The 13,269-nt window shown below is 32.0% G+C and carries 20 protein-coding genes and 1 pseudogene; 1 reads left to right on the top strand and 20 read right to left on the bottom strand.

Features of this window, described 5'->3' with window-relative positions; genetic code table 11:
• Nucleotides 1–161 precede the first annotated feature (161 nt).
• Nucleotides 162–380, top strand: coding sequence for a hypothetical protein (locus LKE05_RS04625; RefSeq protein ID WP_117968664.1), 219 nt, complete (start codon nt 162–164; stop codon nt 378–380).
• A gap of 29 nt (nt 381–409) precedes the next feature.
• Here the strand turns inward: LKE05_RS04625 and LKE05_RS04620 are convergent, their stop codons facing one another.
• The 20 genes and pseudogenes from LKE05_RS04620 to LKE05_RS04520 form a co-directional block, all read right to left on the bottom strand.
• Nucleotides 410–562, bottom strand: coding sequence for a hypothetical protein (locus tag LKE05_RS04620; RefSeq protein WP_308456100.1), 153 nt, complete (start codon nt 560–562; stop codon nt 410–412).
• A 1-nt stretch (nt 563) separates the two neighbouring features.
• Entirely contained in the window at nt 564–1,127 is a 564-nt protein-coding gene (locus LKE05_RS04615) for a 4Fe-4S cluster-binding domain-containing protein (protein ID WP_308456099.1), read from the bottom strand.
• Nucleotides 1,124–2,182 carry an anaerobic ribonucleoside-triphosphate reductase gene (gene nrdD, locus LKE05_RS04610; protein ID WP_349164578.1) on the bottom strand — a complete coding sequence of 353 codons (1,059 nt, stop codon included), beginning with the start codon at nt 2,180–2,182 and terminating at the stop codon, nt 1,124–1,126. The genes LKE05_RS04615 and nrdD (LKE05_RS04610) overlap by 4 nt, the downstream gene beginning before the upstream one ends.
• Before the next feature lie 165 nt (nt 2,183–2,347).
• Nucleotides 2,348–4,399, bottom strand: a pseudogene (gene nrdD / locus LKE05_RS04605) (anaerobic ribonucleoside-triphosphate reductase); the annotation flags it as partial.
• Nucleotides 4,399–4,962, bottom strand: coding sequence for an AAA family ATPase (locus tag LKE05_RS04600; RefSeq protein ID WP_308456098.1), 564 nt, complete (start codon nt 4,960–4,962; stop codon nt 4,399–4,401). The gene LKE05_RS04600 and the pseudogene nrdD (LKE05_RS04605), both read right to left, overlap by 1 nt.
• A 17-nt stretch (nt 4,963–4,979) precedes the next feature.
• The gene (locus tag LKE05_RS04595) at nt 4,980–5,237 is read right to left on the bottom strand and encodes an HPr family phosphocarrier protein (protein WP_308456097.1); all 258 of its coding nucleotides are present in this window, start codon (nt 5,235–5,237) and stop codon (nt 4,980–4,982) included.
• A complete protein-coding gene (locus LKE05_RS04590; protein WP_308456096.1) occupies nt 5,234–5,410 on the bottom strand; it encodes a hypothetical protein in 177 nt (58 codons plus the stop codon). The genes LKE05_RS04595 and LKE05_RS04590 overlap by 4 nt, the downstream gene beginning before the upstream one ends.
• A 19-nt stretch (nt 5,411–5,429) precedes the next feature.
• Complete coding sequence (locus tag LKE05_RS14065; RefSeq protein ID WP_373367870.1) at nt 5,430–6,056, bottom strand: 3D domain-containing protein; 627 nt, start codon at nt 6,054–6,056, stop codon at nt 5,430–5,432.
• Nucleotides 6,057–6,072: 16 nt separating this feature from the next.
• Nucleotides 6,073–6,276 (bottom strand): hypothetical protein, encoded by a 204-nt coding sequence (locus LKE05_RS04575; protein ID WP_308456095.1) that lies wholly within the window; start codon nt 6,274–6,276, stop codon nt 6,073–6,075.
• The gene (locus tag LKE05_RS04570) at nt 6,273–6,641 is read right to left on the bottom strand and encodes a hypothetical protein (protein WP_308456094.1); all 369 of its coding nucleotides are present in this window, start codon (nt 6,639–6,641) and stop codon (nt 6,273–6,275) included. Before LKE05_RS04570 ends, LKE05_RS04575 begins: the two co-directional genes overlap by 4 nt.
• A gap of 1 nt (nt 6,642) precedes the next feature.
• Nucleotides 6,643–8,616: an NAD-dependent DNA ligase LigA gene (gene ligA, locus LKE05_RS04565; RefSeq protein WP_308456093.1), complete on the bottom strand. Its 1,974-nt coding sequence runs from the start codon at nt 8,614–8,616 to the stop codon at nt 6,643–6,645.
• A 129-nt stretch (nt 8,617–8,745) separates the two neighbouring features.
• Nucleotides 8,746–9,402: a hypothetical protein gene (locus LKE05_RS04560; RefSeq protein WP_308456092.1), complete on the bottom strand. Its 657-nt coding sequence runs from the start codon at nt 9,400–9,402 to the stop codon at nt 8,746–8,748.
• An 18-nt stretch (nt 9,403–9,420) separates the two neighbouring features.
• Nucleotides 9,421–9,597: a hypothetical protein gene (locus LKE05_RS04555; RefSeq protein ID WP_308456091.1), complete on the bottom strand. Its 177-nt coding sequence runs from the start codon at nt 9,595–9,597 to the stop codon at nt 9,421–9,423.
• A 30-nt stretch (nt 9,598–9,627) separates the two neighbouring features.
• On the bottom strand, nt 9,628–9,888 hold the full coding sequence (locus LKE05_RS04550; protein ID WP_308456090.1) for a hypothetical protein: 261 nt from the start codon (nt 9,886–9,888) through the stop codon (nt 9,628–9,630).
• A gap of 34 nt (nt 9,889–9,922) precedes the next feature.
• A complete protein-coding gene (locus LKE05_RS04545; RefSeq protein WP_308456089.1) occupies nt 9,923–10,444 on the bottom strand; it encodes a hypothetical protein in 522 nt (173 codons plus the stop codon).
• Between the two features lie 20 nt (nt 10,445–10,464).
• Complete coding sequence (locus LKE05_RS04540; protein ID WP_308456088.1) at nt 10,465–10,791, bottom strand: S24 family peptidase; 327 nt, start codon at nt 10,789–10,791, stop codon at nt 10,465–10,467.
• Between the two features lie 42 nt (nt 10,792–10,833).
• Nucleotides 10,834–11,583 carry a DNA-methyltransferase gene (locus tag LKE05_RS04535; RefSeq protein ID WP_308456087.1) on the bottom strand — a complete coding sequence of 250 codons (750 nt, stop codon included), beginning with the start codon at nt 11,581–11,583 and terminating at the stop codon, nt 10,834–10,836.
• A gap of 46 nt (nt 11,584–11,629) precedes the next feature.
• On the bottom strand, nt 11,630–11,890 hold the full coding sequence (locus tag LKE05_RS04530; protein WP_308456086.1) for a hypothetical protein: 261 nt from the start codon (nt 11,888–11,890) through the stop codon (nt 11,630–11,632).
• A 21-nt stretch (nt 11,891–11,911) separates the two neighbouring features.
• Nucleotides 11,912–12,226 carry a DUF3848 domain-containing protein gene (locus LKE05_RS04525; protein WP_308456085.1) on the bottom strand — a complete coding sequence of 105 codons (315 nt, stop codon included), beginning with the start codon at nt 12,224–12,226 and terminating at the stop codon, nt 11,912–11,914.
• A gap of 27 nt (nt 12,227–12,253) precedes the next feature.
• A complete protein-coding gene (locus LKE05_RS04520) occupies nt 12,254–13,126 on the bottom strand; it encodes a DNA adenine methylase (RefSeq protein WP_308456084.1) in 873 nt (290 codons plus the stop codon).
• Nucleotides 13,127–13,269 lie beyond the last annotated feature (143 nt).

The following is a 13,269-nucleotide window of genomic DNA, read 5'->3' as shown; positions in this document are numbered from 1 at the left end:
CGGATATAGCAGGTATATATCCTTTACGTTGTTCTTTGAATGTTCCAACATTGACATCAATATCCAAATTTTGATATAATATATTTGTATACGCTACGAAACCACATCTTCGTTTCAGCATAATCCGTTTTGTAAGTGTATACAGAAAGAGAGGATACTGAATGTCAGATGTTTTGAACATTGCAGTGCAGTGTAACAGCCCTGAACAGCTTATTGCTTTAATAGCAATAATGATATTTGTTTTTGCCCTAACAGTCGTTGTACTCAAAGGCATTATCAGATTTACAGGGATGGTTCTCAGCACCATTTTGCATTATCATAATGCAACTGTGAAAATCAGTGGAGCTTCAGTTAACGCTGAGTTAGAGCTCCATAATTGATTGATAAGACCTCATTTTAATATGGGGTCTTATTTTCTATCTTCATAAAGTGAAGATAATTTATCTTGAACTTCCGTATCAAGATAATAATGTAGAAGCATTTCTTGATACGGAGTAAGATACACTTTAAATTGACTTTCTATGAAGTCTTTGATTCTGTTGTATGTTTTTATGTCTGTCATTTTAGTCACAATATAGAACAATCTTGTTTTGGGCGAGACTTTGTTTGACATCAATTACTCTTTGATTTGAACTTCCTCGCCATTTAAGAGTCAAATCTCTTTTCTCATCTATATATTCTCCGTCTACAACAATGTCACATAACGAAATAATCTTTTTTCGCATTTCATATAATCCATCAACATAACTTTCTTCTATATAATCAAAGTCATCTGATGAACAAGATTTATAATTCATAATACTTTCCCAAGAATATCCCGTATATAACCAAATTGTTTTATTTGGGAATAAGTTTCGGATTTCTTTAATGAGTTCATAGACTTCTTGAAGATTTTGGTCGGCTAAACATTCCCCGCCTAAAAAAGATATTCTGTTAATATATGCTCTATCAATCAATTGTATAAATCGTTCTTTTATTTGTGGCGTCCATTCCTTGCCGCCATTAAAATCCCAAGTATTAGAATTGAAACAATTATGACAATGGAATGGACAACCTTGAACAAAAAGAGACACTCCTACGTTTTCACCATTTGAAATATCAAGATTGCGGATAGAGGCATATCTCATTTTTCTTCCTCCTCAATATCATCTAAGTGAACATATCTTTCTTTTATTTCTTGGGTTCGTCCTCTTCCCCAAAAATTAGTTCCTATATAGCCACACGTTCTCCTTGCAACATTCATTTTATCTTTATTCCGATTATGACAGTTAGGGCACTCCCAAATTAGTTCTCCGTCTTTGTCAATAATTTGAATCTCTCCATCATATCCACATACTTGACAATAATCTGACTTAGTATTAAGTTCGGCATACATAATATGATCGTATATGAAATTCATAACTTCTAATACAGCATCAATATTGTTGGCTAACCCTGATGTTTCAATATAAGATATTGCTCCACCAAGAGATAAGGATTGAAACTCCGATTCTTTTGCGAGTTTATCAAATGCATTAATGGGTTCTCTTACAAATGTGTGGTAAGAGTTTGTTATGTAATTTTTATTTGTTATTCCATCAATGATACCAAATCGTTTTTCTAAACATTTTGCAAATTTATATGTTGTATTTTCAATCGGTGAGCCATAAATTGAAAATCCAATATTATGTTCTTTATTCCATTGAGTACATTTATCATTCATAAATTTCATAATTTGTATTCCCAAATCACGACCTTCTTTTGAATCAATATGGGATTTACCTGTCATATATTTAACACTTTCATATAATCCTGCATAGCCAAGAGAGATACTAGAATAACCATTATGAAGTAATTTATCTATTGTTTCACCCTTTCCCAAACGAGCAAATGCTCCATATTGCCATAAAATTGGAGCAACATCTGAAAGTGTTCCTTCTAATCGTTTATGCCTACATAATAAGGCTTTATGACACAATTCAGTTCTTTGTTCCATTAACTCCCAGAATTTATCATAATCACCTTCTGATGATAATGCCACATCTACAAGATTTAATGTAACTACTCCCTGATTAAATCTTCCATAGAATTTATATTGGTTATTTTCATTTTTGTACGGCGAAAGAAAACTTCGACAATTATGACTATATATTCCACTAACCTCAAAATGTTCACTTGATGTAGTAACATCATAACTGTACATAGTTTTATGGATAGGATTGATTTGTGTTACTTCAGATTCAAAATTATATCCTGATATCTCAGATTCGATATAATTGTCATATTTCTTCTTGCAAACAATATAATTTATTAATTCATCACACGGATAAAATTCAACTCTATATCTTATCGCATCAGGATTTTTCTTTGTATAATGGTTATGATAAATTTTTGCTGGCATTCCTAATGCCTGTGCCAAAGCCATTTGTCCTAATGCAAGCTCTTTGTTCGTAGAACCAATTTGTACGACTGAATATCCTTTTTCTTTTTTAAATGAATTAATATATCCATCCGCATCAATCATACCTGCCAAAAAGGCTAATTTTGCAGTATAATTCCAAGCGAAAACTTCATTTGGAATTCGCCTATTCGCTTTATTTATTCCTTCAAATTTTGATGTAAAATAATTTATTGCATATTGTAATCCGTTATTCTCATCAGCAATGGCACATAAGTCTTTATATGTACCCTTGATTCCTCGTTGTTGTAATATTGTTTTTGTAGACAAACCGAAATATTTTGTAAAGACCGTATTGAATTTTTCTTCAATTTCGTCTTCATCGCTTGCTGCAATAGAAGCAAATACATGATTATTTTGATAGCACCCATCACAAAGCATAAAACCTAATAACCATGCTTTATCCGTATTGAATAAGATTGTCTCTTCAGTGTATTGATTCGAATTAATTAGTAACTTGTCTCCTATTTTTAAATTAGAAGCTTGAACATTATTCCCACTTCTTAATGTCAATACATGATCGGTTGTACACAAAAGCCTTCTTCCGTTCGAAAAATTAATATCTAACCAATCATTTGATATATTTCGAATAATTCTTTTGGCTGTGACAAATCCTTTTTCTGTATCATAAATTTTAACATCATTTAAATCCATATATAGATTTGGGTTATCATTTGAAAACTGATGTTCAATGCGAAATGAATCTGATAATCTCCTCCACATTCTTTCAAATGATTCCACATATAAATTGTCTTTGATTTTATATGTAATAAGTTCCTTGCCGTCCACACACCCCATATTTGGGAAGCAATTTCCTTCTTTTAATTCTTTCATTTTCTTTTCGGAAATATAATCCGGCACCATTCTTTTGGCTGAACATCTAGCCGCAAGTTTTGTCAAATAATAATACGGAGAATCAGGACGAATATTATCTTCTTCAAGGACATAAAGTAGTTTCGGAAACGCTTGTGTGACATAAACGCCTACTTCATTTTTTAATCCCATCAATCTTTGTTTTAAAAATTCTTCAATTATCATTGCAAGTTCTTTTTTATACTCAGTAGTTTCTCCTAAATACATAAATACTGACAAAAAGGGACTCTGTCCATTTGAGTTTGACATGCTATTGCATTGATAGTTAAAGGTTTGTACTCCGTCAGACACTTCCTTTTTAGTATCTCTTTCAGCGAACATTTTACAATCTTCTTCTTTAAATCCCCAAGATTTATATTTATCATAGTATTTCTCATAACTATCTCTTACAAATGGGGCTAAATGTGTCAAAGTAATTGTTGCACCACCATATTGCATTGAAGTCACTCCAAGAATAATTTGTGTTGCTATTGTGCAAGCCGTTATAAATCTGTGCGGTTTTTCAATCATTACTTTATTGATACACGTTCCGTTTTGAAGCATATCTGCAAGATTAATTAATGAGCAATTTGTCATTGCATTCATACCAAAATAATCAATGTCGTGAAAATGAATTATCCCTTCGTCATGAGCTTGTACTATTTCTGGCGGAAGTAAAAACCTACGAGAAATATCCTTGCTGACTATACCCGCCATATAATCACGTTGTGTGTTTAAAACTTTTGAATTTTTGTTTGAATTTTCTGTATTCCAATATTCACTTTTCCCGTTTAATAGTTCCGTAATTTCTTCATCTGTTGTATTTTCATTTTCTCTTTGAAATTCTCGAATACTTCTATAACCTTCATATGCCTTTGCTGTGAGTCTTTGCTTTTTGGTGATTAGCTTATCATATACCATTGATTCTATATCAGATATACTTACTTCTTGTTTGTTTCTACATTCATCTTCAATTTCTGATGCTATGCTTTCGGCAATTTTAGGTTTAACAATACCTGAACCATTTTTCATTGCCTTTAATATCGCATCTGAAATTTTTGATTTATCAAAATTGACCTGTTCGCAATTACGTTTAATAACTTGCAACATCATTCCTCCTTTGACTCAAAGCTTTTAATCACATCATTTAACTTCATTGCAATCACACTCAAATCAGAATGTCTTGAATTCCTTATGATACAATCCCAATGTTGGTAATCAACATCGACAAAAGCTTCTTTGTCGTTTTTAATTCTTTCTTCAATCTTTTCTTCGCTATCCCCACGTTCTTCCATGCGAAGTTTACGTGTGGCTTCATTTGTTTCCACATATATAGCGAAGATCATTTTGTCCCTATATGTATCTTGTAGATGTTTTAACCCTTTTATATCTATAATATAAAAATCAGAATTATCGACTTGTGTTTTTGTCGCCCAATAATAATTATCATTAAAAAAGGTTTCTGCTACTACTTCATTATTCCCTTTATCTTTCTGATATTGTTCAACATTCGAGAATATATGATTTAACTTATCATTTTCATCATTTGTTCTCATTGGACGAGTGGTATTAGATATAACTTTTGTATAACCATACCTATTACACATATAATTTACAATTGTATCTTTGCCACTTCCACTTTCGCCAACTACACAATACAAGTTTTTTGTCATACGCATTTCTCCTTAAATTAAGCTATCATTTCGTTAATAACTGATTTTAGTTCTTCATCTATATCACCTTCTATCTCAACCTTAACCGGAGTAGACAAATCAAGACTATACAAACCAAGTATTGACTTACCATCAATTCTATACTTATATAATTCTTTGCCGTCCGCAATATTTCTACCACTACAAACCGTAACATCACCTATATGATGTTGGCATGCTACATTGAACTTCTTAATTTTTTCCATTGTATCTATTAAAACAATCGTTTCTATCATAGTAATTTTAATCCCTTTCTTTTCCGTGTTATATTTGCTATTGCTCTGTATTTTTTCAATTCTTCAGGAGAAGCCTGTCGAATGACGACTTCTCCACTTCTACTTTCAAATGCCCTACACTCACGCTGCAAATCGGCTTGTGCAAGTTCTCTCAATCGTGCCTTAGTTGCCAATTATTAAAATTCCCCTTTCTTATTCTGCAAGATAAACATTATAATTTCCTGTAATTGCATTCGATTCGCTATTTGATGAGGTCAATACATCAATCTTGTTACCCTTAATTGCACCGCCTGTATCACGAGCAACTCTGTAACCAATACCTTCTATGTAAACTTTTGTTCCCAACGGAATAACTTTTGGATCTACTGCGATAGCCCATCCGACTGACGAGTATAGATTATCTCCCATACAAGTTACTGAATAACCCCCATTTTCAGATGGCGAAGCAGTATAACCAGTGACATAAAAGTTTCCAAGATATGAACCTTTTACACCATCACTTGCAACTTCTTGTTTGTCCAAATCTTCTTTATTATCAACAAAATATGTACCATAGCAATATCCTTGAGTTTCGCCGTCCCAAACTTCATACCACTTACCTGTTTCATCAACACCTATGACTTGAAGTTCTGTTCCCCTTGGGAATACCTTGATTATTTCACTATCTTCTGTGCTTGGCTTGATTCGACAGTTCAAACCGTTTTGAGCAGAAACATAATGTGTTTCCCACTTTGTTTCGTCTGCACTTACGCTCATCATTCCTGTTGCCATTGATACAACTGCCATTACTCCACATATTACTTTTCTTAAATTTCTCATTGTTCAAATTCCTTTCTCATTCGTTTTCATAAGTTTCTTTTATACATTCATTACATCCAACAATCTCATTATTGAATATATTCTTATATAATACTTCTGCCTCTTCGTTACAAATCGGACAAATTATCGGAGAATCATCATAATCATATTCCCCATAGTTACCTGTCCTTGTAATCTCCATAGCTGAAATTGCCATTGGATCATTGTTTGAATAAATCATTTTCTATTTTTCTCCATTGGTTTAAAGATTGTTATTTCAACCTCATCACCATTTTTCTTTGTATCCTCCCATACATTTACGTTGTATTCCTTTTTACTGTCTTTCCATGGTACTTTATAAGTTTCACCGTCAATAGTAATTGATATAATATCTTTAAGTTCTTCAAGTTTATATATACAATCTTCTCTGTCAATGCGTTCATCTTCGCACAATGCATTATCGGACGGCTTAATCTTCATATGAACTTTGTTGACGTATCTCTTTATTTCTTTACCGTTAAAGTAAAGATTAGTAGAGATATTAATACTGGCAAAATCTTTCTTTGGAATATCTATTCCCTCATTACTTTTCTGAATATGAATCATATTATTTTTCTCCTTCTCTCATTTGTTTGAATTTGACTTCGCTAATAATTGGAATACCCAAACTCTTAGCGGTTTTATTTTTTGACGACACACTTTCGGTATCATTGTTGATTAAATAATCTGTCTTTTTTGTAACAGAACTTACAACTTTGCCACCATGGCTTTCAATCTCTTTAACTAATTCGGCACGATTAGAGTAGCTGATTAACTTTCCGGTAATACAAAAACTTTTACCTTGAAGTGTATCTACTGTACTATTCTCTTTTTCTTTTTCAAAAATGAACTCATTTGCTAAATCTAAAATATCTAAATTGTATTTTTTCCAATAGTCAGTCATAGACATAGCTAACTCAATCCCAATACCATCAATATGCGTAAATGCTTTTCTCTCCTTGTTTGACAATACATTAACAAATATATTAAAATCATTTTCACATACTTTTGAAATATCTTTGCTTGCGTTTTTCCCCAACAACGGAATGCTTAATGAATACAGAAATTGAGCCAATGTTGTATTTCTACTTTTCTGAATTGCTGATAATAGCTTTTCGACAGACTTTTGACCAAAGCCTTCAAGAGATTGAATTTGTTCTTTAAAATCTTCAAGATGATAAATATCTTTGATGGACTTTACATATCCAAGTTGAATAAATCTTTTTAGAGATGCTTCTGATAAGTTTTCAATATTAAGAGCATTTTTTGAAACTGCATGAGATAGTCTTTTTAATAACTTTCCCTCACAATATTCATTTGTACAAATCAAAACTTCTGAGTCATTGTCCTTCTTGATTATTGCCGGTTGATGACATATAGGACAATGTGTTGGGATTGGTATGTATTGTCTTTCTGTGGTGTGGTTATCTATTTCACCCCAACGAATAGCAGGAACGATGAGATTTGCTTTAAATACTCCGATTTTCTGACCAATCCAAGGATTTCCTAATAATTCTTTCATTATTGATATATTATGTAGAGTTGCTCTTTCAACAGTAGTACCTTCAATTTCTACTGGCTCAAATACCGCCGTTGGAGTTAATACTCCTGTTTTACCGATTGTATATTCAATATTCTTCAATGTGGTTTCTACTGAATCATTCTTAACCTTAAAGGCGATACCATTTCTGAAATGGTGGCTTGTGTTGCCAAGAGATTTACCATATTGCACATCATCAAATTTAAAAACAACTCCATCTTGTGGAAGGCATTCTTGTTCCGCAATGTCCAACATTTTATCTATTACTACCTGATAGTCCATATGTACGTTTTCAAACGAAACAACATCAAAAAATGGAACTACATCAAACCCTAATTCGCTTGCTTCTGCGAGTTGATTATGGAATGAAAGGTTCGTTTCATCGGCACTATCATTTTCGATAACTTCCCACGCAAACCAACTCAATCGTCTATCTTTTACAACTGACGTATCAAGACTTGATAATGTACCGGCAGAAAGATTACGACTATTTTTAAATTGTCCGTCTTTATTTATCTTGGCGAAATCATCAAGTGTTATCAATGCCTCACCATCAATAACATAAGTTCCTTCCTTATTAATATGTAACGGAACATTTTGAAATTGTTTTACTGCCTGAGTAATATCATTACCTTCTATACCATTGCCCCTTGACTCAGCTCTTACCAAGTCACCATTCTCATAAATCAATCTACACGACAAACCGTCTAATTTTATAGAAGCAACAAGAGGACGATAATTTGCAAACTTCTCAATTTCTTCGACTGAGTGGCATTTATTAAGTGATAGCATTGGTGTCTTATGCACTACTTTAGCGATACTATCCAATACTTCCGTTCCAACTTTTTGTGTTGGGCTATTTGCCATTGTTATATTTGTTTCTTCTTCCAATGAACGTAAATCTTCAAGTTTTGAATCAAATTCCGCATCGCTCATTATCGGCTTTGCCGTATTATAATAAGCATTTGCCGCATTATTTAATTCAGCAATTAATTCTTTCATTCGTGTTATTTTATTCATTTAACCCACCTTATCTATCCATGTTATCCCTAAATTTTCGCAAAAAATTAAAGCCTCCTCTTTGGTCTGGAAGATTTTATAGCTTCCACAACCATAGAATACAACATACATTTATATATTCTCCACCTCATCAGGAAATATCAATTCCTGTGCATACGGAAGTGTTCTCGCCCAATCGATGAATGACTTTGACCATTCTGTCAATTTGTGAAATCTTCTCTGACCTTTTGAACACATTGCCAAAAGATTTTCGTATGTCATTGTAACGGTTCTTGTCTGCTGCCACGCTGACGGCAACCATCTGATAAGTTCTTTCCAATATGCCTTATCCTTTGTTTCAAGATACTTTACACGCATACTCTCCAAAAATTCTATATGCTTGTCTATCACATCACCAAGTTTTGTGCCGTCATAATCAAGATCTGAATTGTAATCGTCAATTTCAAAACACTCGGCAGTAATAGGTGTTGACGCAAGTTTGTGCATTGTCGATGTGCTGTTTGCAGTTGTTCCTACTTTATATGTATCAAACTCCTTCCACCAGTAAAGCGGAGCAGTAATATCAACTGATACAAAAATCTGCCGCATAAATTTACGATGCTCACTGCCTGCTTTTATAAGTCTTTGTGCAAGATTCAAATCGTTTTCGCCGATTATAACTTCGCCGTTTTCTTCAACCGTATCGTTTTTATGCCATGATTCAAGAGCGTTTCTCATACCTTTAAGTGCCCGTTTAAAGCCGTAAACCTCTGTATTTTCAAATTTCATTTTATGTATTCTCCTTATTTATATATTTTTAAAAATGCTACTTATAATAGCCAAAATACCTATTATCCATATTGGACTAAATACCCATAACCATGACCACTGTATTAATCCAAGCACTTTTAATGCAACAAAAATAATTGTTAATATCTTTATTGTGTCTATTCCTGATTTTATGAAATTGTCTTCTGAACTCATATAATATATTCTCCTTTCTTTAACATACAATTAATCTTCATGAATAATAATTTCATAAATATCTTCTGATTTCATATATTCTTTTGTTTGTCGCTCTTGAATTTTTCGAAGTAACTCATCTACCAACGCCATATTTACACTATTTTCATATTCTTTCATAGAAGAATAACGCCAGACGCCAAATCCATTTATATAATTTCCAAGTTCATCTGTATCTTGCATTGGCATATATACATTACACGAACCGTCTTCATTTTCTCTTATGTATTCCGCTGGAAATAAATTCAACATATTTCTCCTTCCTTTAAAACGAAAGTTTCATTATTTAATCTTCAATTTTCACATTAAACTTTTCAGCAATGATCTTCTCCAATTTGGACACAATTAAATCAGAGATTCTAATCATTTGCCCAAACCCATCTAACGGAATTCCTTTTAGTTCTACCTTACTTGTATTTATAACATCTTGTAATATTTGTGCATATTTTATTTTTTCTATTTCTTCATTATAATTATCAGGAAGTATTTTGTTTATTTGAAATTTAAAGCAAGGGGCTCCCCATATATGAAAAACACATACAAATTCCTCGCCTTTATAACCAGCATCTTCTTTTGTCAGATGCTCAAATGTACAATCAGGAAGTGATTGTGCATTAATTTCGCCTTCTATAATCACCCTCTCAAGAGGTGTATAAGTTTTATCATCACTGTAACTATATTCTTTAATGCTACAATTAATATGACGAAAACAATATTCTTCAGCTTTCTTCTTCTCTTTGAATACGGCTTTTATTTCACTCATTGCATGGCTCGGATGAAGCCCCATAACAACATAAACTTTTTTCATATTTAGATGTTCTCCTTCTGTCATAATATTTCTACCACAATTCCAAAGATATTGTTTTTATTAATTGTTCCATTCACATGTCCATGATTGTTAGATATTTGATAACTAACACCATTTTTGATAGCAGAAATTTTATGTAAATAATAATTGCCCTTGACCTTACATAATACAATATCATTTTTCTTTAGTGGTGTATCTTTTGTCACTGGTTTGCAAATTACAGGTTGACCAGATTTAAGAATAGGGGTCATAGATTGTCCATATCCAACAACTTTGCAAATTTCACCATTCTTTAAATGTTCTGCCGTAATTGCATTTTCTTTTCCCTCAAAATCATAATTGATCATTTTAATAAAAATTTTTCCTCTCTTTGAAACCGAACTTTCATTTTAGCATCCTAATATTCTTTCTTTTGCCACTTCAAAATAATTATCATCTAATTCAATACCAATAAACTTTCTATTTAGGTTTTTACATGCAATACCAGTAGTCCCCGAACCCATACAAGAATCAAGTATTATGTCGCCTTCGTTACTGTATGTTTTTACTAACCATTCTAATAATTCTACACTTTTCTGGGTTGGGTGGCACGTGATACTTGGATGTGGCTTAGCAAATTCTAAAACAGATGTCGGAAATTTCAAATCTCCTTCTGTTTCGACACATTTAAAATTGCCATAATTATTATTTTTCAATTGAGAATCGTTCGTTTTCCCAACGACCTTACCCTTTTTATGACAAGGACTTCCTTTTACTTTTTGAGGATTATATGTAGGTAATTTTTTATAAAACACCATTATATCTTCATGTTCTCTTAATGGCATCCTATTTGCATTTAAAAATCCCGTAGGTAACACTTTCTTCCAAATAAGATTATATCTATGCATCTTTTCATTAGACAGCATACATTTTGCTGTGAATTTATCTTGTCCAAATAAAATAATAGCTGTATTGTCTTTTGAAATTCGCTTATATTGTTGCCATAACGGCTCGAAAGGAATTATAGTATCCCATTTATTCTTGGCAGTAACGCCATATGGTAAATCTGTTATAATACAATCAACTGATTTATCAGGAATATTTTTCATTAATTCAAGACAATCGCCATGCCATAATTCATATTTTTCTGTTTCAAACATAATGCGTTATTATTCCTCCTCGTTTATTACATCTTTTTCATTTGTTTTACAACCAACTGATACTACAGATTTTAGGAACTAACGATATCATGTCGATTTTATAGCCAAGTTCTTTTAATTTTTTGTATGTTTTATCATCTAAATGGTCTTTATATTCAATAGCAAAATCCCCATCAGTAATTGCATTTGTAATCTTTTGTGAAATATCTGATAGTTGTTGACTATTGAAATTCTTAATACTTTCTTTCGTCATCTGCTTTGCTTCTTGTGCCGATGGCATAATATCTGATGATATTAAATTATCCATATTAATATTCTCCTTCTATTTTTATTTTACAAATTCATAATATCCCTTATCAAAATACATAAAATCAATAATGACATCTTGTATATGAGCTGTGTCACATTCCATATATTCTCCGTATAGATATTCCAATGTGTTGTCTTTTTGAAGTAAGTCATTATAATAATCATTCCATTCTTCATCATTACAACCATCGAAAAAATCAATGATCTCGTCCTTAATACAATATTCATATGCATAAGCTGATAATAATTCACGTTTTGGCAAGTCGGAGTCAGTGACCAAATCACTGACCCAACTCTCCATTTCTTTGTATAGTTTGTTTCTTAATTTATCCATTTCAATACACTCTTTCTTTGATAACCTTTAATAATTTGTAATTAATACTTCGCAATCTTTACTTCTGTCAATCTTATGATAGTTACAATTACTGTAATCGCCATTCAAATAATGTACATTATATTTATCTTTCCATTCATCTAAATACGGGTTATCATATTTAAGATTATTGCTGAGAGCAAATTTCCCGTTTTTATCAACACTATCTAACATATCCAATAAATCTTTTTCATCTTGTTCTGACCAAGCTCCATTTTCATTATAAGTTGCTGTTGAATTATAATATGGAGGATCGGCGTATATAAAATTATCTACTTTAAAATTGTAATCTCTAAAATCTTTATTCAAAAACAATATCTCTTTCTTTCCCATTTCTTCAACAAATACTTTAAGCTTTTTCTGTAAAGAAATATTATAATCACGCTTTCCATATGGCATATTAAATTCGCCCTTTGAATTAAAACGTATTTGATTGCTAAATGAACATGTTATAAGTGTATAAAATTTAATCCAATCAGGATTGGCATTATAAGCCTTTCGCAGTTCAAAATATTTAGGTTTATTATATTCGCCCAGTCCCTTACTCGATTCACATCCATACATTGCATATCCATTGATATCTGATCGACTAAGTTCAAAATCCGTTATAGTTTTTATTATTTGACTATGAATATATTCTGAGTCATGAGCATAAAAATGTTTAAGTAGATCAACTACTTGTGCACAAGTGTCGTTATAAATAATACGATTGGCATTTACATTTATTCCGACATTAAAACCACCTCCAAACAAATCAACAAATGTGTCAATCTTATCTGGGAATAACGGAATAATCTGTGGAAGTAATTTGTATTTGCCGCCCACATAATTAAGTGGACTTTTTATGTATGTATTTTTCAAATTTGTTCACCTTTAATTAGTACCTGCGCAGGTTTACTCACTGTGAACATTCTTATCCTTTCTAAATATTGTTTTGTAGCTACGATAATATATTCTCTATTTGTTCCGGAAATTTTGAGCAGAATTGCTCTATTGAATTAAAA

Source organism: Hominilimicola fabiformis (genome assembly GCF_020687385.1).
Lineage (GTDB): Bacteria > Bacillota > Clostridia > UBA1381 > UBA1381 > Hominilimicola > Hominilimicola fabiformis.
This window is presented reverse-complemented; position numbering and strand designations above follow the sequence as displayed.